At 42.8% G+C, this 25051-nt stretch carries 22 protein-coding genes and 1 tRNA gene; 21 read left to right on the top strand and 2 right to left on the bottom strand.

Annotated features, from left to right (window positions below):
• Positions 1-15 precede the first annotated feature (15 nt).
• Complete coding sequence (locus AC1EK3_RS04610; RefSeq protein ID WP_480033099.1) at positions 16-1041, top strand: tetratricopeptide repeat protein; 1026 nt, start codon at positions 16-18, stop codon at positions 1039-1041.
• Positions 1042-1141: 100 nt separating this feature from the next.
• Here AC1EK3_RS04610 and AC1EK3_RS04605 read toward each other — a convergent pair.
• Positions 1142-1215: transfer RNA gene (locus AC1EK3_RS04605), tRNA-Met, on the bottom strand.
• A 155-nt stretch (positions 1216-1370) separates the two neighbouring features.
• Between AC1EK3_RS04605 and AC1EK3_RS04600 the strand changes: the two genes are divergently transcribed.
• The 9 genes from AC1EK3_RS04600 (at position 1371) to AC1EK3_RS04560 (ending at position 9585) form a co-directional block, all read left to right on the top strand.
• Positions 1371-2402, top strand: a complete 1032-nt coding sequence (locus AC1EK3_RS04600) for a homoserine O-succinyltransferase (RefSeq protein WP_480033100.1) — start codon at positions 1371-1373, stop codon at positions 2400-2402.
• Positions 2403-2625: 223 nt separating this feature from the next.
• Complete coding sequence (gene atpB / locus AC1EK3_RS04595) at positions 2626-3480, top strand: F0F1 ATP synthase subunit A (RefSeq protein WP_480033101.1); 855 nt, start codon at positions 2626-2628, stop codon at positions 3478-3480.
• 90 nt (positions 3481-3570) lie between these two features.
• Positions 3571-3804, top strand: coding sequence for an ATP synthase F0 subunit C (atpE, locus tag AC1EK3_RS04590; protein ID WP_004105752.1), 234 nt, complete (start codon positions 3571-3573; stop codon positions 3802-3804).
• Between the two features lie 60 nt (positions 3805-3864).
• Positions 3865-4407, top strand: a complete 543-nt coding sequence (locus AC1EK3_RS04585; protein ID WP_480033102.1) for a F0F1 ATP synthase subunit B — start codon at positions 3865-3867, stop codon at positions 4405-4407.
• Positions 4408-4506: 99 nt separating this feature from the next.
• On the top strand, positions 4507-5088 hold the full coding sequence (locus AC1EK3_RS04580; RefSeq protein ID WP_415683547.1) for a F0F1 ATP synthase subunit delta: 582 nt from the start codon (positions 4507-4509) through the stop codon (positions 5086-5088).
• Between the two features lie 16 nt (positions 5089-5104).
• Entirely contained in the window at positions 5105-6766 is a 1662-nt protein-coding gene (gene atpA, locus AC1EK3_RS04575; RefSeq protein ID WP_012913755.1) for a F0F1 ATP synthase subunit alpha, read from the top strand.
• 3 nt (positions 6767-6769) lie between these two features.
• The gene (locus AC1EK3_RS04570) at positions 6770-7774 is read left to right on the top strand and encodes a F0F1 ATP synthase subunit gamma (RefSeq protein WP_004574170.1); all 1005 of its coding nucleotides are present in this window, start codon (positions 6770-6772) and stop codon (positions 7772-7774) included.
• 6 nt (positions 7775-7780) lie between these two features.
• Positions 7781-9268, top strand: coding sequence for a F0F1 ATP synthase subunit beta (atpD, locus tag AC1EK3_RS04565; protein WP_415683210.1), 1488 nt, complete (start codon positions 7781-7783; stop codon positions 9266-9268).
• A gap of 2 nt (positions 9269-9270) precedes the next feature.
• On the top strand, positions 9271-9585 hold the full coding sequence (locus AC1EK3_RS04560; protein ID WP_032835331.1) for a F0F1 ATP synthase subunit epsilon: 315 nt from the start codon (positions 9271-9273) through the stop codon (positions 9583-9585).
• Positions 9586-10283: 698 nt separating this feature from the next.
• On the opposite strand, the gene AC1EK3_RS04555 is transcribed toward AC1EK3_RS04560, so the two are convergent.
• Positions 10284-11567, bottom strand: coding sequence for an ATP-binding protein (locus AC1EK3_RS04555; protein WP_480033103.1), 1284 nt, complete (start codon positions 11565-11567; stop codon positions 10284-10286).
• Between the two features lie 467 nt (positions 11568-12034).
• Here AC1EK3_RS04555 and AC1EK3_RS04550 point away from each other — a divergent pair, with 467 nt between their 5' ends.
• The 11 genes from AC1EK3_RS04550 to AC1EK3_RS04500 all read left to right on the top strand — a co-directional run bounded on the left by AC1EK3_RS04550 (position 12035) and on the right by AC1EK3_RS04500 (position 25038).
• Positions 12035-12217 (top strand): antitoxin VbhA family protein, encoded by a 183-nt coding sequence (locus AC1EK3_RS04550; protein WP_480033104.1) that lies wholly within the window; start codon positions 12035-12037, stop codon positions 12215-12217.
• Positions 12218-12245: 28 nt separating this feature from the next.
• Complete coding sequence (locus AC1EK3_RS04545) at positions 12246-12968, top strand: Fic/DOC family protein (protein WP_480033105.1); 723 nt, start codon at positions 12246-12248, stop codon at positions 12966-12968.
• A gap of 237 nt (positions 12969-13205) precedes the next feature.
• A complete protein-coding gene (locus AC1EK3_RS04540; protein WP_480033106.1) occupies positions 13206-14192 on the top strand; it encodes a Fic family protein in 987 nt (328 codons plus the stop codon).
• A gap of 380 nt (positions 14193-14572) precedes the next feature.
• Entirely contained in the window at positions 14573-15823 is a 1251-nt protein-coding gene (locus AC1EK3_RS04535) for a Fic family protein (RefSeq protein ID WP_480033107.1), read from the top strand.
• Positions 15824-15853: 30 nt separating this feature from the next.
• Positions 15854-16930, top strand: coding sequence for an FAD:protein FMN transferase (locus AC1EK3_RS04530; RefSeq protein WP_480033108.1), 1077 nt, complete (start codon positions 15854-15856; stop codon positions 16928-16930).
• A gap of 235 nt (positions 16931-17165) precedes the next feature.
• Entirely contained in the window at positions 17166-18119 is a 954-nt protein-coding gene (locus AC1EK3_RS04525; protein ID WP_480033109.1) for an Abi family protein, read from the top strand.
• 448 nt (positions 18120-18567) lie between these two features.
• Positions 18568-20286, top strand: a complete 1719-nt coding sequence (locus tag AC1EK3_RS04520) for an FTR1 family iron permease (protein WP_480033110.1) — start codon at positions 18568-18570, stop codon at positions 20284-20286.
• 95 nt (positions 20287-20381) lie between these two features.
• Positions 20382-21026, top strand: coding sequence for an iron transporter (locus AC1EK3_RS04515; protein WP_480033111.1), 645 nt, complete (start codon positions 20382-20384; stop codon positions 21024-21026).
• Positions 21027-21098: 72 nt separating this feature from the next.
• Positions 21099-22370, top strand: a complete 1272-nt coding sequence (locus AC1EK3_RS04510) for a Fe-S-containing protein (protein WP_480033112.1) — start codon at positions 21099-21101, stop codon at positions 22368-22370.
• 12 nt (positions 22371-22382) lie between these two features.
• Positions 22383-23717, top strand: coding sequence for an ABC transporter permease (locus tag AC1EK3_RS04505; RefSeq protein ID WP_480033113.1), 1335 nt, complete (start codon positions 22383-22385; stop codon positions 23715-23717).
• Entirely contained in the window at positions 23707-25038 is a 1332-nt protein-coding gene (locus AC1EK3_RS04500; RefSeq protein ID WP_421790345.1) for an ABC transporter permease, read from the top strand. Before AC1EK3_RS04505 ends, AC1EK3_RS04500 begins: the two co-directional genes overlap by 11 nt.
• Positions 25039-25051 lie beyond the last annotated feature (13 nt).

The raw sequence follows: 25051 nt of genomic DNA, 5'->3' as shown, positions 1-25051 counted from the left end.
TGGAAAAGAGGAAAAATGGTGAGTAGCAAAGCGCAAGGCATGAATCCTGGCGGATTTTCGCTTGCTGGGGCTGTAGATTTAGAAGGTGTAAAGCGTCGCGTAGAAGCTCAAGCTAAGCAAGCTGCTAAAGCTGCATCGGGCTCTACTGGTTCTTCTGCTCCAAAAGCTGGCGGCTATGTAATCGATGTTAATGAGCAGTCTTTTCAAGCGATGGTGCAAACGTCCGTAAGTTTCCCAATTGTTATTTTGCTTTGGCAAGCTAGTGACGAAGCCTATTATGATGTTGCGCAGAAATTAGCGGATTCCGTTAACGCGCTTGACGGTCGCATGCAGTTAGCTCGTATTGACTCTGATGAAAGCCCAAGTATTGCTCAAGCTTTGCAAGCGCAGCAGCTTCCTGCAATTTACGGTTTAATTGGTGGGCGTCCTATGCCTATTGTGCAAGGTTTACCTAGCGACGAGGAATTACAGCAGATTTGTAGCACTATTTTGCCGCAATTGGTTCAGGTTGCTGAACGCTCGGGCGTTGCTGGAACTGCTCCTTTTGTGGAGGCGTCAGTTGAGGAAAAGTCTGAAGTATCTAAAGACGCAGATCAAGATAGTTCCGAGAATAATTCTGTTGAGAGTGTTCCGCCTGCTCATGAGCAAGCTCATTCGCTTGCTATGAAGGGTGATTATGAAGGTGCTGCACGCGAGTATGCAAAAGTAATGGAAGCAGATCCTCATGATGTGCTTGCGTCGCGTGAGCATGCAAAGGCTTTGCTGCTTTCGCGTAATACTAATACTGATGTTGCTGCTGTTAGAAAGGCTGCTGGCGATAATCAGGATGATTTAGATTCGCAGCTTGCAGTAGCAGATGTAGATATGATTGACGGTCATATTGATGACGCTTTCGGGAGACTGCTTGACTTCCTTGCAGCTGGTCATAAGAGCGATGCGGATGCTATTCGTTCTCGTATGCTTGAGTATTTTGCAATGCTTCCTGCGGATGATGAGCGTCTTGCTCGTGCTCGTCGCCGTCTTGCAATTCTTCTTTATTGATTGTTGCGCGATGATGCATTTTTGGCGACTTATGTAGTATTAAACAAAAAAGCCAAGAACCACAACAATCGTGAGAAATTTGTGTGATTCTTGGCTTTAGTAGCGGGGCATGGATTTGAACCATGGACCTCTGGGTTATGAGCCCAGCGAGCTACCGAGCTGCTCCACCCCGCGTCGGCTACTTTTAGCAGCTCTATCTACGATAGGTGCAAATTTAAATTTGTCAACTTTCGGGCGTGTCTTACTGTATTTGGTTAGAATTTTACGATTCGTGCACATGAGTGACATAGACACAATAAACATAAACAAGTGTGGAGTATAATAAACACATGCCTATTAAGATTCCTGAAGGATTGCCAGCGCGAAGCATATTAGATGCTGAGCGAATTTTTGCGTTGGAGCGCCCAGAAGCAGAACAGCAGGATGTTCGACCACTTCGTTTGTTGATTTTGAATCTTATGCCCAAAAAAATCGAGACAGAAACTCAGCTTTTGAGACTCATCTCTAAGTCTCCTTTGCAAGTCGACGTCGATTTTATGAAAACTTCTACGCATGTATCAACGCATGTTAGCGCTGATCATTTAGTAAAATTCTATGAAAATCTTGACGCACTGCGTAACAACTATTACGACGGATTTGTTGTGACGGGAGCTCCTGTTGAGCATATGGAATTTGAGGATGTCGACTACTGGCACGAATTTACGCAAATCCTTGACTGGGCATCAACACACGTTTTCTCAACAATGTATTTGTGCTGGGGCGCAATGGGTGCGCTTTACTATCGATATGGCATAAAAAAGCATGTTCTCAGCAAAAAAGTTTTTGGTGTGTTCCCGCAATATTTGCAGGATGAGTACTGTTTTCTTACAAATGGTTTTGATGAAATCGCTTTACAACCACACTCTAGAATAGCGAGTGTTGATGTTGACAGTATTTCTGCAGATAAGCGTTTACAAATTCTTACGTATGGTCCCGAATCTGGTCCGGGCTTAGTTGCTACGCGTGATTTTTCTGAAGTTTTTGCGCTAGGACATTGGGAATACAGCAAAATGACTCTTGCGCAGGAATATGAACGTGACATGTTAAAAGGTCTGAGCAACGTGCCATTCCCTTACAACTATTTCCCTAATGATGATCCAAAATTAGAGCCGCTATTTTCTTGGCGCGCACACGCGAATTTGCTTTGGCGCAACTGGCTTAATTGGGTGTACGAAACTACGCCTTACAATCTTTCTGATATTCCTCATTTAAGAACTGCTGGAAGGCTTGGAACTGAACGTTCTATAAGGCATGAGCCAGCTTCTCCGCGCTCCGATAATTTTTATCCATTTGAAGGCATTAGGTACGGTATGAACAAATAAATTTTGACGTTGCGTAATTAGTTGCGTAATTAGTTGCGTAATTATGTACAAGCAAAGAGTACAATCAGCAGTTAGATATATTTTTCGTTTCGTGCCCCGCGCCTTACGAAATATGAAACATATGATCTAGTTGATATATATGCCGCAAGAATGATTGAATTGAGTATGCGAGTGAGCGGCACTGAATTTAGGCGTGTGAACGAATTGCTATAAGGAGGCACTTATGGATGTGATGGTTGATGTTTTGCAGAAGACCACAACTGTAGCTTCTACTGTAGCTTCGAATAGACCAGAGCTACCTAATATTAATGAGTTTTTGCCTCCAGAAATTTTGTTCCAAGGCACTCCATTTGCCATGAATCGCATTGTTATGGTGCGTCTTATCATGGCCGTAATCGTTATGATTATTTTTGGCATTGGTGCTATGCGAGCAAAAGTTGTTCCGGGCAGATTCCAAAGCGTGCTTGAAATTTTGATGGATTTTGTGCGCTATAACATCGTTTACGAAATGATTGGCGAAGGGCGCGGCAAGCGTTATGTGCCAATGATAACAACTCTTTTTATAACAATATTTTTCTTTAATCTTTGCTCAGTTATTCCAGGATTAAATATGGCTGCAACCGCAACCATTGCTTGTCCGATGGTATTTGCTTTGTGGGTTGTATGCCAATACTTAATAACTGGAATTAGAGAAAAAGGATTCCTAACGTTCTTCCGCGAATCCTTGTTCCCAGCAGGCGTGCCATGGCTAATTTACTTTATTCTTACGCCATTGCAGCTTCTGGAATTGTTGATTGTGCGACCACTTTCGCTTACAATCCGTTTGTTTGCGAATATGATTGCTGGCCATTTGCTGGTGGCCACTTGTTTAGTATTCACCAACTTCTTTGTGGTGGATTCCAGCAATAAACTCCTTGCCTTAGGCGGTGCATTATGGCTGCTTGGTGGCATTCTGTTTACAGTATTCGAAATAATAGTTGCAGGCTTGCAGGCGTTTATTTTTACCGTTCTTGCATCTGTATATATTTCGGAGAGTTACCCCGAGAAAGAAGAAAAATCTGCTGTTGCTATTGCGTAAATAGGTAAAACTAATTAAAGCAAACAGATAAGTCAGGTTTAATAATCTTAGGGTTTATAACTGGTTACTGTTCCTAAAGAAAGGAAACCAATGAATAGTATCATCGCTCTCGCAGGATTGACGGGCAACCTTAGCATTCTCGGCTTTGCCGTTGCTACTCTTTCCCCTGCTATCGGAATGGCAATGGTTGTGTCCAAGGCTATGGAATCCACTGCACGCCAGCCAGAGGTCGGCAACCGTATTCAGTTGTTCATGTTTATTGGCTTGGCATTCATTGAGGTTCTGGGCTTGCTCGGATTCGTTGCTTACATTATGGGAAGCTGAACCGAACGAAACAACTCGTTCTAACGCATACAAGTGTTGAAAGAATAGAAAGGACAAGCCATGGCATATGCAGCCGAAACTAATAAACTGGCGTTGTTCTTGCCGGAGCCTTACGACGTTATATGGTCGCTGGTTATTTTAGTTATTCTTGCAGCGTTTTTCTACAAGTTCGTTACGCCTAAATTCCAGGCAATTCTCGACGAGCGTGCAGAAAAAATTGAAGGCGGAATGGCCAAAGCAGCAAACGTTCGGCGTGAAGCTGATGAGTTAAAGAGCCAGATGGAAGAAGAACTCACCCAAGCTCAAACTGATGCTGCAAAGACTCGTGAAGAGGCTCGTGCACAAGCTTCCAAGATTGTTGATGAAGCAAGACAGCGTGCAGAGAAAGATGCTGCGAAGATTATCAGTGAAGCGCAGCATTCTATTGAGGCTCAGCATAAGCATGCCATGTCCAGCCTCCAAGGAGAGGTGTCGGTTCTTGCAGCAGCTTTAGCTGGCAAGATTCTTGCATCCAAATTGGATGACGATACCGTCAGCTCCAAGATTATTGATCATGTGATCGATGAAGTTGGAGACACTAAAAATTCGGATCAAAGCAAGTAAAGTAATGTGCAAAACTGAATAATCGCAAAATAAAATTACGGTTATTTCATTTTGTATTATTTGCATTACTTCGTTTTTTACAGAAACGAGGAGGTAAGAATGCCAGAAAAGGCATCGCGAGCAAACGATAGTTTGTCGCGTTCTTCGCTTGCTCAGGCCATCTTAGATGCGCACGATGAAGCGCAGCGCATTTCGGACGAGCTTTCGTCAATGATGGACATGATTGATAAGTATCCTGAGCTTTCTGATGCGATTACTGATCCGAATAGGTCTTCGGAAGATAAGTCTCGCCTTATTGACGAGCTTATTGGAGGTAAGGCGCACCCTGTTGTATTGCGCATTATGCATTATCTAGTAGGAACTTGGCACGGAGGTGCCGAAAGCGGTAAAACCGGTAGCTTCGGTGGTGCTTGGTCAGGATTTGAGCGTGAAGCTGGAGAAACATTGGTTACAGTCACTACTGCTCAGCCGCTTACAGATAAGCAAATTAAGCGTTTGATTGAAATCTACAGCGATAAGTTGGGTCATCGTGCATACATTAACCCAATTGTGGATCCAAACGTGCTTGGTGGTATGCGTATACAAATCGGTGATCAAATAACCGATCGCACCATGTTGATGCAGCTTAAGCAGTTGCAGCGTTCTGCACGAAATGGTGCTTGGACACAGGCAGTGAAGTAGTAAATTAAGGAGAATTATGGCGGAACTATCTATTGATCCCGCCCTGATACGCAAGGCACTCGACGGGTTTGTTGACTCGTATAAGCCTACCGACATGCCAACGCAAGAAGTTGGCTATGTTGTTACGGCTGGTGACGGCATTGCGCACGTAGCTGGATTGTCCGGCTGCATGGCAAACGAGCTGCTCACATTCGAGAACGATACCTTGGGTCTTGCGTTCAACCTTGATGCACACGAAATCGGCGTCGTTATTCTCGGCGATTTTACAGGCATTGAGGAAGGGCAGGAAGTATACCGCACGGGCGAAGTGTTGTCTGTGCCGGTTGGTGACGCTTATCTTGGTCGTACTGTGGATCCGTTGGGTAATCCAATCGATGGTTTGGGTGCGATTGAGTGCAGTGAGCGTCGTATTCTTGAAGCCCAGGCTCCAGACGTTATTCACCGTCATCCAGTCGATGAACCATTGTCTACTGGTTTGAAGGCTATTGACGCAATGACGCCAATAGGTCGTGGTCAGCGCCAGTTGATTATTGGTGACCGTCAAACAGGTAAGACTGCAATCGCAATAGATACGATTATTAACCAGCGTGCTAACTGGGAAACTGGAGATCCAAAAAAGCAGGTTCGCTGCATTTATGTAGCAATCGGTCAAAAGGGTTCCACTATTGCTTCAGTGCGTCAAAGCCTTGAAGAAGCAGGAGCTATGAAGTACACCACAATCGTGGCAAGCCCAGCTTCTGATTCTGCAGGTTTTAAATACATTGCACCTTACACTGGTTCTGCAATCGGTCAGCACTGGATGTATAACGGTAAGCACGTTTTGATTGTTTTCGATGATTTGTCGAAGCAAGCAGAAGCATACCGTTCAATTTCCTTGCTTTTGCGTCGTCCACCTGGGCGTGAAGCTTACCCAGGCGACGTGTTCTACTTGCACTCTCGTCTGCTTGAACGTTGTGCTAAGCTTTCTGACGATTTGGGTGGCGGTTCTATGACCGGTCTTCCAATTATCGAAACCAAGGCAAACGATGTTTCTGCATACATTCCAACCAACGTGATTTCTATCACCGATGGTCAGATTTTCTTGCAGTCTGATTTGTTCAACGCGGGTCAGCGTCCAGCAGTAGACGTTGGTATTTCCGTGTCTCGTGTTGGTGGCGCAGCTCAGGCTAAGGCTTTGAAGAAAGTCTCCGGCATGTTGAAGATTTCCTTGGCTCGTTACAAGTCTTTGGAATCCTTCGCAATGTTTGCTTCTGATTTGGATGCAGCCTCAAAGGCGCAGCTTACTCGCGGTGCTCGTTTGACTGAGCTACTTAAGCAGAAGCAGTTCTCTCCTCGAGCAATGGAGCAAGAAGTTGTTTCCGTGTGGGCTGGTACTCATGGAAAGCTTGACGATATTCCTGTGAAGGATGTGTTGCGTTTCGAAAGCGAATTGTTGGATTACTTGGATAAAGGAACCGACATTTTGCAAGTAATTCGCGATACTGAAGACTTCACTAAGGAAACTGAAGCCAAGCTTGATGCAGCCATTGATGATTTCCGTAGGACGTTTAAGACATCTGCTGGCAAGCCTTTGATTGTAAAGGATTCTTTGCCGCCGGCTGAAAACCCTGCTCCTGTTGAGAAGGAACAGCTTGTAGCTAAGCCAAAAGCAGACAGTCGCGAGCCTGAGGGGAAGTAGCGTATGTCCTCCCAACTTGCATTGAAATCGAGAATTATTTCCACACAGTCTTTGGGTAAAATCTTTAAGGCTCAGGAAATGATTGCGTCTTCTCATATCGCTAAAGCGCGTGATATTGCGCTTAATGCTAAGCCTTATAGTGACGCAATTTTCGATGCCGTGCAGGCGTTGGTAGCTCATCACGAAGCAAATATTAAGCATCCTATTTTTGGTAAAGAGCATGCCGGCAATCGCGTAGCAGTTTTAGCTCTTACTTCTGATCGTGGTATGGCAGGTGCGTTTACGTCTTCGATTATTCGTGAGACTGAAGCACTTCTTGCAAAACTCGATGCAGAAGGTAAGCATGCAGAACTGTACGTGTACGGTCGACGCGGTGCAACTTACTACAAGTATCGCAATCGCGATGTGGCAGGTACTTGGGAAGGTTCTACTGACCATCCTGACGTTACTATTGCTGAAAAGATTTCCGATACTTTAATGGACGCTTATATGACGCCGGAAGCAGAAGGCGGAGTTTCGGAACTGTATATTGTGTTCACTGAATTTATAAATATGGTGAGGCAAAAAGTTCGTACGTTACGCATGCTGCCAGTTGAGCTGGTTCCTTTGAAGGACGGTGAAGAGTTTTCTATGCATCGTCCTGACTATGAAGCAGCTTCTGGTCCTTCAGCAGCATTGTCGTCTACGAGCGCAGTTTCGGCTCGTGAAGAAGCAGTGAGCCGCAGCAATCCAGAAGCTGTGGAGTATTGCTTCGAACCAAGCCCGGATGAAGTATTGGATGCTGTTTTGCCGAAGTATATTCAGTCTCGTATTCACGAGTGCTTACTTACTTCTGCTGCTTCCGAAACGGCAAGCAGACAGAACGCTATGCATACGGCTACAGATAACGCCCGCAATTTGGTGGATGATTTGACAAGAAAGCTTAATGCTTCTCGTCAGGCATCCATTACTCAAGAACTTACCGAGATTATCGGCAGCGCTGATGCGCTGAATAATGAGGAGGATTAGGAGCATATGGCTGAAAATCAGACCACAGCGCCTCCAGAAGCTGAGCAGGAGGTCGATCCAACAGCTGGTCGCGTAACCCGCGTTCAGGGTTCCGTGATTGACGTTGAATTCCCGGTCGGCTATCTGCCGGATATTTACAATGCTCTCAAAGTCGATATTGCTACCGTTGGTAACACGGAAGGTGATACCGTTCACGAGATCACGCTGGAAGTTGAGCAGCACCTTGGTGATTCGACTGTGCGTGCAGTTGCTTTAAAGCCTACTGACGGTTTGGTTCGTGGTGCTTTAGTGCGAGATACTGGCGGCCCAATTTCTGTACCTGTTGGTGACATTACTAAGGGTCACGTGTTCGATGTTACAGGCAACATTTTGAATGCTAAGCCTGGCGAGCACATTGAAGTAACTGAGCGTTGGCCAATTCACCGTAACCCACCTGCTTTTGATCAGCTTGAGTCTAAGACTCAGATGTTCGAAACTGGTATTAAGGTTATCGATTTGCTTACCCCTTACGTTCAGGGCGGTAAAATTGGTCTGTTCGGTGGTGCAGGCGTTGGTAAAACTGTGTTGATTCAGGAAATGATTCAGCGCGTTGCACAGAATCACGGTGGTGTGTCTGTGTTTGCTGGCGTTGGCGAACGTACCCGTGAAGGTAACGATTTGATTGGTGAAATGGCTGATGCTGGCGTTTTGGAGAAAACAGCGCTTGTCTTTGGTCAGATGGATGAGCCTCCTGGGACTCGTCTTCGTGTGCCTCTTACCGCTTTGACTATGGCTGAGTACTTCCGCGATGTGCAGAATCAGGATGTGTTGCTGTTCATCGATAACATATTCCGCTTTACTCAGGCTGGTTCTGAGGTTTCCACGCTGCTTGGTCGTATGCCTTCCGCAGTTGGCTACCAGCCAAACTTGGCAGATGAAATGGGCGCATTGCAGGAGCGTATTACTTCTACACGCGGCCATTCCATTACGTCACTTCAGGCTATTTACGTTCCTGCAGATGATTACACTGATCCTGCACCTGCAACTACCTTTACGCACTTGGACGCAACTACTGAGCTTTCACGTGATATTGCAGCTAAGGGTATTTACCCAGCTGTGGATCCTTTGACTTCTACTTCTAGAATTTTGGATCCGCGTTACGTTGGTCAGGCTCATTATGATTGCGCAAACCGCGTTAAGGCTATTTTGCAGCGTAACAAGGAGCTTCAGGACATCATCGCTTTGATTGGTATCGATGAGCTTGGTGAGGAAGATAAGACTACTGTGAGCCGCGCTCGTAAGATTGAGCAGTTCCTTGGTCAGAACTTCTATGTGGCTGAAAAGTTCACTGGTCGTCCAGGTTCTTATGTGCCAGCAGACGAAACCATTGAGGCATTCACTCGCATTTGCGATGGTGTTTACGATGAGATTCCTGAGCAGGCATTCTCTGGTATCGGTGGCATTGATGATCTTGAGCGTCGTTGGCACGATATGCAGCAAGAGTTTGGTGCGTGATTATGTCGGAGAAGCAAGTAAAATCGCTGCACGTTAGTGTGGTGGCAGCCAGGCATCCTGTTTGGGAAGGTGACGCCAAGTTTGTGGTTATTCCTTCTGTGAATGGCGCAATGGGCGTGCTTCCTGGACATGAGGCTGTGCTTGCGTTGATTGATCACGGTTTTGTGAAGGTTGACGATTTGAAGGGTGTGCGTCACGTTTTTAAAGTGACAGACGGCTTCTTCTCTGTTGATTCTGATCATATTACTATTGCTGTTGAGCATAGTTGTAACGTTGATAAAGACGGCAACGTGCTGCCTAACGCTAAGGTGATTTAAGGTTGCTTTTGTTGCTTATGTAAGTTTATAAACTTGCGCAAGTTAAGTAATCTCTTTCAGGGCAGGAGTTTGGATATCCAAGCTCCTGCCTTTTGTTTTTGGCGCGCTTGTAAAGTTTCTGCCGTTTTTTGGTGCGCAGCCGACCTTTTCTGTACACGCGCGTAAAGTTTCTGCCGTTTTTTCGCGTGCAAACGACCTTTATTTTACACGCGTGTAAAGTTTCTGCCGTTTGTGGGTGCGTAGCCGACTTTTTCTTTACGCCGCTGTAAAGTTTCTGCCGTTTTTTGGCGCGCAAACGACCGTTTCTTTACACAGCTGCACAGTTTCTGCCGCGCAGTGGTGCGAGGTTTGTTATGAGCCTTGGTTTTGGTTTGAGCCTTGGTTTTGGTTTGGTTTGCGTTTAGGCTTTGGTTTGAGTTTTGGGATTGTGTTGGCGATACTAGCAGTATCGCGCTCCAATTTGGAATCATCGTTAATTTTGTCTTCAGAATCGTAGTATGCAGTATTTTTCACTTTTGAAAATAGATGCGTATTTTCACTTTCAAAACTGTAATATTTTTTCACTTTTGAAAGTGAGTGCCTATTTGCGCTCGCGTTCGTTTGTTTGTTTTCTTGCTTGCGCTCGCACGCGAAGGCCCTTTTCTTTTGTGTTTTGCGGATTTTTGTGTGAGCTACATGCAATATCATTCGCGTTGTGCTCAGTTTGCGTTAAGCAGCCATTGTGCTATGTCTATTACGCGGATTCCTTCAATGTCGTAAGAATCGTGGCGAGTGTTTGCAAGCAGGATTTTAGGGTAAGAGTCTTTTATTGCTTTTAGTGGCGAAAGTTCGCGCTCCAACGTTGCATCGTCACTAATATTGTCTGAAACTTGAATATAAAGCTTTTCGCTCGCCTTTACTGCCACAAAATCTACTTCTTTTTGATAAAGTTTACCAACGTAAATTGAGTACCCTCTTCGCATAAGCTCAAGTGCCACAATATTTTCGTATGCTCTTCCATAATCCATGTTGCGAGTGCTCAGAATTGCGTAGCGAAGTGCAGTATCTGCTAAATAGTATTTTTCGTTTGTTTCTAAGTATTTTTTGCCGCGAATATCGTAGCGTTTTACTTTATAAAACATGAATGCATTGCATAAATATTTTAGATAATTGCCAACAGTTATGTGAGTTGTTTCAATCTGATTCTGCTTAAGTATTGAGCTTACATTGTTTGCGGTTGTGAGATTTGCAATATTATCCATTAAAAATTCGCATATTGAGTCAAGAAGTGACACTTCCGATATTGCGTATTTGTCTACTAAATCGCGTTTAACAAGAGTTGTATACACGTTTTTTATGTACGCTTCAGCATCGTCTTGGTTTGCGTAAACGTATGAGCCGGCAAGTCCGCCCTGTTGCAAATACCTTTGTAGAGCATCGTTAAAGTTGCTTGTTATTTCAAAGTATTCGCAATATTCTGCAAAACTAAATGGGAATACTGGTATCTCAATAAATCTTCCACTAAATAGTGTTGCAAGATCCGAGCTAAGTAAGAATGCGTTGGATCCCGTTAAGTAAATATCGTATTTATTGCTATTGTGAAGACTATTAATCGCAAGCTCAAATTTTGGGCATAATTGTACTTCGTCAATCATGAGAACGTTGTAAGCATCTGGTATATAACGGCTTTCAACGTGTGCAAAAAGGCTTTTGTAATTTTTCAGATTTTCATAATTTAGGTTATTAAAGTCGATGCTGATTATGTTAAGTTCTTGGTTGTTTGAGTTATCTTGTTGCTGTAGTGCGTTTGGAAGTTGCGCATGTTTTGCTGACGCGTAAAGTTTGCTACTTTGATTGCTGTAGGTATTTTCTAAATACGTGCGGTAAGCGCGCAGCAACTCCGATTTTCCGCTGCGTCGAATGCCAGTAATGATTTTTATGTCTGGCGTGCCTTTAACGCGCTTTAGGCGATTTAAGTAATCTGTTCTCTCAATGAGTTTCATTGCAATCGCCTTTCGTTTTCAAAATCGTAGTATTTTTCACTTTTGAAAGCAAACAGGTATTTCTACTTTCAAAACTTTAATTTTATTTTACTTTTGAAAGTATTATATCATTTTCACTTTCAAAACTGTAATATTTTTTAACTTTTGAAAGTAAGTGCCTATTTGCGTTCGCGCGCGTTTGTTTGTTTTCTTGCTTGCGCTCGCACGCGAAGGCTCTTTCTTTTTGCGCGCATGTCACTGCTGCGTTGCTTACGACGAAATGAGTGGTGTGGTATTGCCGATGCTTGTTGTAATTGTGTGGATTCGTCAAATCGCAGACTGTGCTGTAAGTAAAATGTACCGTAACTAAAGCGTGCTGTAACTAAAGCGTGCTGTAACCAAATATGCAGTAATCAAAATGCGTTGCTAATAGTAAAATAGTGCGTAGTTATTTTTGATTTGGGTGCGTGTGTTGGCAGGGAGAAGAAATGATTGATAAAGAAACGCAAAAGTTCCGACTAGAAAACGTTGCAATAGCATTATCTTCAGCAAAGTTAGAAGGAGGCATGGTTTCTTCTGCATGCTTGGCTGATACAAGAAAATATATTCGAGGTTCTATAAGTGCTGATGAGCTTATATCTCTAACTCGTAAGCGTTACGGTCTGGAATAATCAATCTTAACTTGTTTAAGGATTAATGATGGTTGATGAAGTTTTTGACCCATATCTTATTCCTCATACGCGAGTGCTTAAGAACAAACTGAATGTACAAACTCAGGAAGATCTTGATTTCTTTGAAAACGATTTAGTTTCAGTTCGTAGCTATAAGTTGTATGAAAACTTGCCGCATGCAGAAGGAACTGTTAAGCAATTGCAGTGGATTCATCATTATCTTTTCCAGGATGTTTACGATTGGGCTGGTCAGATTCGCACTATTGACATGTCTAAGGGCGGTGGCGAGCCGTTTCATCCGCTTGAATACATGGGTGCTGGGATTCGTTACTGTGAGCAAACGCTTAAAAATGATAATTTATTGCAAGGTTTATCTATTGACGAGTTTATTAGTAAGCTAAGTGTAAATTACAATAATTTTAATGTTTTACACCCATTTCGTGAGGGCAATGGTAGAACGCAACGCGTTTTTTGGGATATAGTTGCGCGAGATGCTGGATACCATTTCGATTGGGGATTAATAACGCAGCGTGTTAACGACGAAGCTTCAATCCAGGCTAAAGATGCTAACGATACTAAGCTTCTTGAAGACATGTTTCACATTATTACAAAGCCTTTGAATGTTGAGCTTTTAGCTCAACAGCAGTTTGCGCATCTTGTTGAAGAAGAATACGAATACGCGCCTAATGTGGCTAGTGTTTTGCAAGATAAGGATTACGCTGCGTATAAAACGCGTTACGGCATAGATTGATTAGTGCTTTCGTCGCGTTCGCTTGTTTGTTTTCCTGCTTGCGTTCGCGCGCGAATGCCCTTTCTTTTTGCTTATAGTTTTGCGAATCTTTACTTTTGCGTGCGTAAAATCGCAATTATCTTTACTTTTGATGTTGATTATGGGAAAATAAGTAAAGATTTTAGTGCGTGAGTATTTAGATTCGTCATGATTTATCTCAATTAAAACTATGCAGGCAGAAGAAAGAGAACCGTTAAAATGTATGATTACACGGGATTTAACAACAGGCTACAAGAAAAAGGCGTTAAAAAATCTCAGTTAGCAGCCGAACTGCATATTTCTTCTCGTACGATTGCAAAAATCTCAAAAGGCGAAAAACTATCAAATTCAGTAATTGCGAAAATCAGCAACTATTTACAATGCAAGCCTAGCGAATTGTATCGCGTAATCTCTGATAACCCTATTTTGCAAAGACTTAGGGAAGAGAAGGAGCATCGTATACCGGGTGGAATTTATCACGAGCTTCAAATTCGAATGACATACAACTCGAATCATATTGAAGGCAGTCAGCTAAGTGAAGATCAAACTAGGCGAATTTTTGAAACTAACACTATAGGTTCCGAAGAAAAAGTGGACGGCGGTGGCGCAAGTGAAAGTGAAAACAAAAGCGAAAATAAAGGTGTATCTGCTGGTGCAAATGCTAGTACAGGTATTAGGGTTGACGACATTGTTGAAACAGTGAATCATTTTCGCGCGATTGATTACTGCATTGATGTTGCTGAAGAGCCTCTTAGTGAAGACATAATTAAGCATTTACATTTGCTACTTAAACGCGGAACAAGCGACGAGCTTTTGCCTTGGTTTCGTGTGGGTGACTACAAGTTGCGTGCGAATGTTGTAGGTGGTGTGCAAACTTGCGATCCGAAAAAAGTGCATGAGGAGATTGGCAGGTTGTTGGCAGAATACCTTGCTAAAACTGATTTGCAGCTAGAAGATATAGTTGATTTTCATTACAGGTTTGAGCGTATACATCCATTTCAGGATGGAAATGGCAGAGTTGGGCGTTTGATTGCTTTTAAGGAATGCTTAAAGCATAATATCGTGCCATTTATTATTGAGGATCGAAAGAAATATTACTATTATCGCGGTCTCAAAGAATACAGTAATGAGCGCGGATTCCTAGTTGAAACTTGCTATGATGGTCAAGATATGTTACGCGCGCTGTTGAACCTTTTTGGGCTGTAACGCGTTCTATTTGTTGTGTTCGGTTTGTTGGGTTGTGTTTATTGCGTTATGCTGCCGATGCTGCTAATGCTTCTATGGTGCTTTTTTGCGAAAATGTCGGTATGGACGAATATATTTTGCGTGCTATGCTGCTATTTTTTAAAAATGTCGGTATAGACGAATGTTTTTTACTCGCTATGCCTTCATTTTGCCAAAATGTCGGTATAGAATAGATTTTTACGTTAGCTATGCAATCATTTTTTGATAAATGCGTTATTTGCGCATAAGCAAAATATTGCAAGCAAAAATATCGCAAGCAAAACATTGCAAGACATTACTACAAAATCCTAAATAACGTAAACGCAATAACGTAAACGCAATAACATAAACGGAGCTGCATTATGGATTACAAAACAATACGCAAGATAGTTGCAATGTCTAAAAGTAATGCAAAACCTTGCGATATTGCGGAAGAAGAATATCGCTTGCGCATTGATAATCCTGCAACGTATCGTTCTGGAATCATATTTGACGCGCATGAGATTTTTGCAACGTGCGTAACGGATCTTGTAACGTATATGAATGATATTGCGAATACTGAAAAAGCAGTTGAAAAAGCGTGGAGCAGGTTGCCGCGGTTTGCTCAGCGCGAGTATTTAATGCAACTTATTGCAAAAGAAGTGCAAAATACCAACATTATTGAAGGCGTTCACAGTACTAGAAAAGAGCTTTCCAAAGCACTTGATGCTGCGAGTGAGCAGAATAAGCATACGCGTTTTAGTGAATTTACTAAGCTTTTTCTTGAGCTTGCAGATTCAAATGAATGTGACACTTCGATTCCACAAACCTTGCAAGATATACGAAAAATCTACAACAGTATTATGCAGGGTGAATTAGAATCAGGCTATATTCCAGATGGTGAGATTTTTAGGAAGGGAAAAGTAAGTATTCGTGATGGTGCAGATAATGTAATACACAATGGAGATGCAACCGAAACTGAAATTCAGGAGCACTTAACTGAGTTATTGAGTTTGATGAATAGCAACAAAGTCCCAACGCTTATTAAAGCGTGCATGTGCCACTATGCTTTTGAGAGCGTGCACCCGTTTTATGATGGGAACGGCAGAACTGGGCGGTTTTTGCTTGCCTTGCAATTGCATGAGCAGCTTTCAATGCCAACAATTTTGAGCTTAAGCTCTATAATTTATGCAGAAAAATCTGGATACTATGCTGCTTTTTCCAAAGCGCAGGAGCTGTTTAATTGCAATGATTTAACTATGTTTTGCTGCACAATGTTGAAATATATTAAAAAAGCACAGAACGAAGTGTTAAACAATATTATTTTGCAATTAAAACAGACCCTTTACTGCATGAATAAGCTGTTCAAGTTTTCCAAAAAAACAGCGATTTCTGAAGTGCAGTACGAAGTTATGACCATTTTGTTGCAAAATAAGCTTTTTTCGTATAATCCAACTCCAATGACTCGCAAGCAATTAAGCGAATACGTTGGAAACGCAATTGATGAGCAGGTTGGTGAGAGAAAGATTGTGAGCGCGCTTAACGGTTTGATTGAGCTTGGAATGGTTGATTCTATTGGTGAACGCCCTATTCGGTATGAGCTTTCTAAAAAAGCGAATGAAATGTTTACGTGAGGCAAGTGATGTTTTTGCGTGAGGCAAGTGATGTTTAGGAATGTAATGGCGATTGAGCGCGCGCTTGGCACGGGGATTATTATCTCTAGCAGCAAGCCGATTCCGCAGCACGTTGAGCAGCGGATTCGAGCTTTTGTTGAAGAGTATGAATCGGTGCTTTCGCGTTTTCGTGCGGATTCGCTTGTTTCGCGTATGGCTTGTGCGGAGCATGGCGGCGATTTTGAGTTTCCAACGTGGGCGCAGCCGCTTTTTGCGATTTATGAAGAGTTTTATGCTGCAACGCACGGCGCTTTTGATGCTTGCGTTGGTGCGGATTTGCTTGCACTTGGATACGATAATTCTGTGCAATTCGTTCCGGAGTCGGCTGGCACTGCGAGCAAGGATAGTGTCAGTGTCAGTGGCAATTGGAGCAAATATCGCCGCGCTCTGCCATTTACGTGGGCAGATATTTCGCAAGATAGCGGCAGAACAACGCTTCACATAAATCAGCCAGTGCAGCTTGATTTTGGGGCAGCTGGGAAGGGTTATTTTGTAGATCTTGTAACGCAGATTATTAAAGAGGAGCTTAGTGGCGATTCGCTTTCAAATAGTGATTCGACTGCGAATAGTGATTCGCATGCGGATTTTGATTTTTTGGTAAACGCTGGCGGTGATATGCGCGTTTGTTTTAGCGAGGAAGATTATCAAATAAAAGTTGCGCTGGAAAATCCTTTTGATGCAACGCAAGCAGTTGGAGTGGCATCAATTGCAAGCGGAGCGTTGTGCGCTTCGTCTAGTGCAAGAAGACGCTGGAAAGTAAAAGACGCAAATTGCCTTGCATCTAATGCTTTTGAATCTAATTTAATTGCAACTCACTTAATTAACGCTTTAGATGGGACTCCTTCGCAAAAACTTTCTGCAAGCTGGACTTACGTTCCTACTAAAACTTGCGCTTTTCCAACTGCTTACGCTGATGCGCTCGCAACTGCGTTGTTCGTATCGCAAGAAAGCGATTTGCAAAAAATCGTGCAAACTACAAGCGCTGAGTTTGCTGTAATGCTGCCCAATCGCGCGGATTGCCAAGTTCGCGCAACGTCTGCCTTCCCATCGCACTTTTTTGCGGACTAATGCTGGCGATGCTAACTAATGCCCAATAATGACTATGCGAGCTAACTTGCCTGCAGAAATCGAAGCTAGACGCAAACAATACGAGTCCTATCGCGATCAGCTCCTCACCTTCAAGCGTGCGTAATGTGGTTATGCACAATTTATGTAAAACAAACTATAAATGCGTATTTAGTATTAGAATTTACATAAATTACATTTCTAGTGAGACTCGCCGAAGAGATTGAGGAGGTAAGAAATGTTTGCTAAACTTGCCAGTAATAGCAGCCCCCTAAGCCTACTAACAGTGCTCAAACCTGGGGGTTCTTCTTGTTTTTCAGCTAATTCAAAGCCTCCAAAATCTATTGACGATATGATTCAACTCATGAAAACTCGAGAATTAGTAGTTACTGATGAAAATAATTTAAAAAGTATGCTGTATGACTGCAACTACTATAGATTATCTGGATATTTTCGAGTGTTTCAAATCGATCCTTCTTCTGGCAATAATCAGTTTAAGCCAGGTAGCAAAGATGTTGATTTTCTTGTGCCATACAAAATGGATGAAGAATTGCGAACAATTATCCTTAAAGGTACAGCACAAGTAGAGTTAACATTAAGATCTAGATTTGCATATCACGTTGCAAGCTCTGGAGGAGCATATACATACCTCAATTCAGATTCATATATTAAAAAGTCTAATATAAGAATAAAGAATCTTTTATCTAATATGAACAAATGGCTGAAAAAATCTAATGAAGTTTGTATAAAACATTATAAGAGTAAGAAACAACCTATACCAATATGGGCTGCCGTTGAAGCTTTTCCATTTGATACTATTTCACGAATGATTTCTTTGTATAAAGATACTAATGTGTTGCGAAAACTTTTTGATTCAATGGGGTTAAAAACAGAAATTCGTAAATCTTCTGAATTAATCCATTCAATAGTGTACTTGCGTAATTTGTGTTCTCATCATTGTAGATTATGGTATAAGGAAACTGTAATATCAACTCCTTCAATTCGTGATGTTAAAAATTCTTCTTTATTAAACGGCTATACAGATAAATCTATTGCTGCAGCATTAGTAAATTTAATGTATTTAGTATCAAAAATAGAAAACAATCATAATTATGAGATGGAAATAAAAGAATTTCTGAATAAGAATGAAGAATATAAAAATGGGATATTTAACCATTTACATTGGAGATAATTTAAATTTGTAGAATATGCAATGCGTTATGTGAGTAAGAGTAAGAAGAAGGAAGCAGAATGAAAATCGTGTTAGAGAATAAAGATAGCACTGTAATGTCTACGTTTACGCCATCCTACGCGCTGAAAAGAAAAATCGCATTACAGAAAGTATGAGAAAACTGTTTGATGAGTTTGTTGGGCTTATTGGCTTTAGTCAAAACGAAAGATAATTCTCATTATTAACATATTTTTTGTAATATTTGCGTGTTTTTTGTGTCGAACTATATCAATCTACATGATATGTCGATATTATGTACCTGTGGGGCCCTTGATGGCAAGTTTTAGTTGGGTGCGCTCAATTTGGGGTAGAGCGCGTAGATATGCAGGAAATGCGTTAACGCAAAAGGCGTAAAACGCGTGAGAAGTGCGGAATCGCAAGAAGACGCGGAAGAACGCGAGGAGATGTTATGCGCGCGTATGTAAAAGTGCGCCGAATTATTCGTGACTCGGCTGCACTGATTCTGGCTGTGTGCATGTTGGTAGGTTGCATAGTGAGTTCGTTCGCTACAACTATTCCAGCTTTTGCAACAGATGCAGATCGTTCGTACACTAGCTGGACAGAAGTTTCTAAAGCAATCGACAAAGAATTGCTACAAGGTCAATCAGAATACAATAGTGGCAATAATTCTGGAGCTGCAACTCGATTTGAAGCAGCATACAATTCCGTTTATGTTGCTTCTAACATGATTACGGTTGTGCGAGATGCAATCGGGCAGAATAAAGTTCAGGCACAAACTGATCAATTCCAGCAGCTGCAAACGCTTGTATACCAGCAAAATCAAGGTTCGCAAATAAGTGCTGTTTCAACGGCTCTTTCAGCGGATGTTGCGCAAACTGCATCTAGTCTCGATGCCAACTCAAAAGTAGATAGGCCAAATGTTTATGCACAAAAGTTGCGTGCGCAAATTAAAGCAGAGCGCAAAAAGCTAGATGCTGCAAAAAAGAAAAACCTTGGGCGCAATGGTCGTACGTGGGGTCAAGTTGCTCGAGAAATGAACGTTATTCTCGACAAATCTGTTGCAACCTACAAGTCTGCAAAAGGTAATAAAACTCAAGTAGCATCCGCAGTTGATTTAATTAATGAAGCCTATTACCAGTATTACGAAAAGCTTGGTTTCGAGAAGAACGTGATGAATGCAATAAGCGGAAGTCGCGTTTCGACTGTCGAGTATCAATTCAAAGAGTGCCGCCAAACAATGAACAACGGCGGAACTATTGAGCAAGCTAAAAAATTCGTAACGGATCTTAAAGCGATGCTTATCGAAGACGCAGAGAAATTAGATAAAGGTGCATCTTCAAACGCAAATCCATTTATGCAATTCATAACTAGTTCATTTGGTCAAGCTTTCGTAATTTTGCTTCGTGAAGGTTTGGAAGCGTTGCTAGTTGTTGCAGCAATTATTGCTTACCTTGTTAAATCCGGTCACAAGAATATGGTGAAGTATATTTACCTAGGTATTGCGGCTGGAATTGTGGCATCTCTTGCTGTAGCTGCACTATTCGGCTTGCTATTTAATGGCTCTGGTCCGCAGCAGGAGATTACAGAAGGCGTTGTTGCATTGTTCGCAATGCTTATGCTGCTTTACACGAGTAATTGGATGATTTCTAGATCTTCAGTGCAAGCATGGAATAAGTATATTAGTGAGCAAACAACGGCAGCAGTTTCTAAGGGAAGCTTGGTTTCTTTAGCGTTATTGAGTTTCCTTGCTGTGTTCCGCGAAGGTGCTGAAACTGTAATCTTCTATCAAGCAATCTTTGCAGTTTCAAACGGAGCTGACTCTATGATTTGGGGAGGCTTCATTTCTGCTGCTGCAGTTCTTGTAGTGATATTCTTGCTGATTCGTTTCGCATCTGTGCGCATACCAATTCGCCCATTCTTTACTGGAACAAGCGCTCTTATGTCTGTTCTCGTAGTGATTTTTGCGGGCGGTGGCGTGCACGCGTTAATCGAGGGCGATGCTCTCGAAGGAATGTATATTCAAGGCTTGCCAACTAACGATTGGCTTGGGTTCTATCCGTATGTTGAGACGATTGTTGCTCAAATTGTGGCAGCAATTGTTGTGATTTCACTGCTTTGCGTATCTATTGCGCGAAGTCGTGGGAAACGCGCGATAGAAAATAAATAAGCAAAACAACAAATAACCAACTAATAAATAATTAATAAACAACCAATAACAACAATTAAATAAAAATAACTAACAACAAACACAGAAGGTTAGATATGAAGAATAATAAAATGATGGCAATTGCAGCTTTGGCTCTTGCTGGACTGCTTGCTCTTGCTGGCTGCGGTTCTAATGGCAATTCAGCTAAGACTGATGCTAAGTCACAAGCAACCGAGCAGAAGGCTGACGACAAGGCTGATGACAAGGGTGGCGATAAGGGCTTTGAGGAGGTTCCAGTTGGTCCTCACCAAGATCAGAACATTGGACCTCTTACTATTGGTGCCGTATACTTCCAGCCAGTTGATATGCTCCCAGCCGGCATGGGTTTGAAGGCAAGCGAGGCTAGCTTCCACCTTGAAGCCGATATTCACGCAAACAAGGAAGGCGCCAAGCTTGGCTACGGTAAAGGCGAGTTCATTCCAGATTTGACTGTGAATTATGAGATTGTCGATACGGCAAGCGGTGAATCCGTTGGCAAGGGTACTTTCATGCAGATGAATGCTTCCGACGGTCCTCACTACGGTGCAAACGTTAAGCTTGACAAAGCTGGAAAATACAAGCTCGTGCTTTCTATTGAATCCCCAGAAAAGAAGGGTTGGATGCTTCACGTCGATCCTGCTACCGGCGTAACCGGTCGCTTCTGGACTGAGCCAATTAAGGCAACTTTCGACGATTGGAAGTACACTCCTCGTCAGTGGTAGTGATAGCTAGTTAATAATTAGCGATTAATTAATAATTTTAGTAAATAATAAGTAATAGCAAAGGAGGGAGTTATGCTCAGACTGTTTGTGGCAGTTATGCCTGGGCTGCTCCCTCTTGCGCTACTCACAATGGGATTGAGCACATCGCTTACTGTTGGCGAGGGGCGAGATAAGCCTCTAAGTGCACGTTGGAGATTGTATGGGCTGTCTGCAGGCACAGTTGCAGCTCTTATTTTTGCTATACTTCGCGCATCTGTAGTAATTAATCAGCGAAACTTTATTAATATGCCGGCTTTGTGCATTGCGGTTCCGCTTGATATTGCTGCAATTATTGTGGTTATTTTTTCACGCAAAATAGTAAGAAATTGGCGTAATTGCCCGCTTTTAATGCACATAAGTAACGTGATTGGCGCATGTTGCTTAGCGTTTACTGTGTTTTATGCTTTGCCAGATGTTATTTTGCAGCTTACTATTTTCGTAGATTCAAGCACTCCGCCTTTTACATCAGACATGTTGCTTCGCGCGCTGGGTTTTGTACTTGGCGTTATTGCTGCTATTTGCTTAAGCCTTATGGTTCGTTCTTTGCGCACTACATCTAACGCGATTTCTTTCAAAATTGCTGTAGTTTTAAGCATGATTATTTTGCTAGTGCAGCACATAACTTCACTTTTGCAGATTATGCAAGGAAGCATTCTGCTTTATATGGATGACTTTTCTTTCAGCGTGCTTGTTTGGCTAATTAATAACGCTCCGTTAATGATTATGGCGCAAATTAGCGTGTTTATGATTCCTGCTGATGTATCCGTAATAATCGGCTTTAAAACGGCTGTAGTTGGTGAAAATGCTGCAGAAATTCGCACGAAGCGAGCGTTTAAAAGGAAATCTCGAAAGTCTGCGCTCGCAGCTCTTTTGGCTGCTATCACAGTAATACTTACGCTTACTGTAGGCGTATCTATTATGAATATTAAACCAACTCTTACGCCTCCAGAACCGTATGAATTGCACGATGGCGTTGCGACTATTAATTACGTTCAAGTTTCAGATGGTCATTTGCATCGCTTCCAATACAAAGCAAAAGACGGCACTGTTATGCGCTTTATAATCATTAAAAAGAATGGTGGAGCGTATGGCGTTGGCTTGGATGCTTGCGAAAACTGTGGAGATGCAGGCTACTATGAAAAAGACGGTAAGATTATTTGCCGTAAGTGCGACGTAGCAATTAATTTGGCAACTATCGGTTTTAAAGGTGGTTGCAATCCGATTCCGTTCCCGTATAAGGCTGGGCATGGCAAAATCACAATTCATACTGCTGATTTAGACGTGCTCAGTTCGCATTTTAAGTAAGGGAGAGTTGCTATGTTTATGATGCGCATGGTTGCTCGATCTCTTGTGCGGCAATTGAAGAAGCGTGTGTTAATTGCGCTCGTAGTGTGCTTAAGCGCGTGCGTTAGCGTGTCAATGCTTAGCGTTGTGTACGACGTTGGAGACAAGATTAACGCAGAGCTCAGCTCGTACGGTTCAAATATTGTGGTTCAGCCAAAATCAAGCGCTGTTGTAAATGATTTGTATGCTTCTCGCGAGCAGATTGATACTAATAGTTCTGGGAGTTTAAAGGCTGCGGAAAGCCACGAGTCTACTGCTTTTTTGAAGGAATCAGACGCTGCAAAAATAAAAATGATTTTCTGGGCGTTTAATATCACTAATTTTGCGCCGAAAATAAAAGTTCACGCAAATCTTGAAGTGAAATCTTCTGGCGATTTGGTAGTGCCTATTATTGGAACTTGGTTTAATCGTAAACTTGCGCTCGCTTCCGGGGAGACAACAGTTGTTGGTGTTAGAGGTTTGCGTTCTTGGTGGAAGATTAATGCAGGTCGTTGGGCAAAGGATAATAAATCTGAAGCAATGGTAGGTGCGCAGCTAGCTGAGCGTTTGCAGTTAAAAATTGGTCAGCATTTGCGTTTGATTCGTGACGGGCGCGAGGTTTCGCTGCGCTTGGCTGGCGTATACGATTCTGGCGACGACGATAATAACGCAATCTACGCAAGTTCTAGTGATGCTCAAAGCCTTGCAAATAAACCGAATAAGGTTGATTCGATTGAAGTAAAGGCGCTTACTACTCCTGAAAATGATTTAGCGCGAAAGGCTGCTAAAAATCCGGCAGCGCTCAGTCAGGAAGAGTGGGAAACTTGGTATTGCACGGCTTACCCGAGTTCGATTACTTACCAAATTGAGGAGGTAATTCCTGGAGCTGTTGCAAAGCAGGTTCGTCAAGTTGCAGCTCTTCAGGGTAACGTATTAAATAAGACGCGCGCCGTTATGGTTTTGATGACTGCGTTAAGTTTAATTGCTGCGGCTGTTGCTGTGGCGAATCTTATGGCTGCTTCAATTTCTGAGCGTTCGGGCGAGCTTGCATTGCTTAAGGCTTTAGGTGCGCGTGATGGTGCTGTTGCTCGTCTTATGCTTATGGAAACTGCGGTTATTGCGTTTGGTGGAGCGTTACTTGGCATGGCTTTAGGATTTGCTGTTGCGCAGATTATTGGTTTCACAGTGTTCGGCTCTGCGATTTTGTTCCGACCAATGGTATTTGTTCTGGTGTTCGTGCTGCTTGCGTTGACTGTGCTTGCGGCTGCAGGCTCGTCGATTCGTTCGATTTTGAGTGTGCGTCCTGCGGAGGTGCTTCATGGCAGGTAAATCTTATATGACTTCCAACAATTCTATGTTTATTACCATGCTATTTAGCGCGGTATTTCGTAGAAAATCGCGTGCTTTGATGGCTGTTATTGCAACGCTTGTTGGCGCTGCCACGCTGTTTTGTTTAGCTGCAATCTGCTTGGTTGTACCTCAGCAGATGAGCGACGAAATGCGTGCGTATGGAGCAAATATTATCGTAACTCCAATTGAGGGCGAGTGGAAAAACGGTATTGATCGCGCAATGGTTTTGCACACAAACGATATGGTTCTTGCAAAAGGTGCTATGCGATCTGCTACGTATCGTTATGAAAATGTGCGTATTAACGCAGCTCCGTATGTTTTAGCAGGAATAGACGTTCGTTCAGTAAAGTCGCTTAATAAGCATTGGAATGTAGACGGCTCTTGGCCTAGCAGTGGAAATGTTATGGTTGGGCGAGATGTAGCTCTCGCAATGGGCTTAAAAATAGGCTCTCGAATTGCGATTGCGTATAGATCTTCAGATAATGCTGCCGGCTCGCATAAGCCAGCAGAGAAGTCTGAAAATAAGGCTGCAAATAAGTCTGCAGATAAATCTGCAAATAAACCAGCGCAAAATTCCGTTGCAAATTCTTCAGAAGAGTCTGCGCAAAATTCATCTCAACAAAAGCTTGTTGAAGGCAGAGTTTCAACGGATATTATGGATACTCACGGCACAACTTTCCGCGTTTGCGGCATTTTGGATACAGGTGGTGCTGAAGATTCTATGCTTTACGCTCTTAATGCGGATGTGAATACTCTTACGGGAGTTAAGCGCGGAGCAGACGTTATTGCTTACTCGTCTTCTGCGCCTAGCGTAGATGCGGTTGTTAGAAGTATTAACGACATGACTTCTATGCGTGTGCGCGCTCAGCAAGTTACTAAAGTTACTGCTGCAGATACTGGTATTATTACAATGCTTCGCAGCCTGTTCTGCATTGTGTCGCTAGTTGTTCTAGTGCTGATGATGGTTGGTGTGAGCACTACTATTTCTTCGATTGTGCAACAGCGTCGAAATGAAATCGGTTTGCGCAAAGCTTTGGGTGCTAGTGCCCGTAGTATTGGCGTGGAATTTACTGCGGAAGCTGGATTATACGGTTTCGTTGGTGGCATTGCTGGTACTGCAGTGGGGTATGTGTTTGCGCGCTTGCTTGCTGCAATGGTGTTTGCTAGAGATTTGGGCGTGAATTGGTGGCTAGTCGTATTCTCTATTGTATTTAGCGTTGCTGCGTCTTGTGTTGCTGCGTTGCCGCCTGTTTTGCGCGCTTCGAAAATTGACCCTGCGATTGTGCTTCGGGAAGAATAGCTTTTAGAGTGAT

The sequence above is a fragment of the Gardnerella sp. C0026F2 genome (assembly GCF_056590715.1).
Note: the sequence above shows the minus strand (reverse complement) of the source record. Positions and strands in the feature narration are given on the sequence as shown.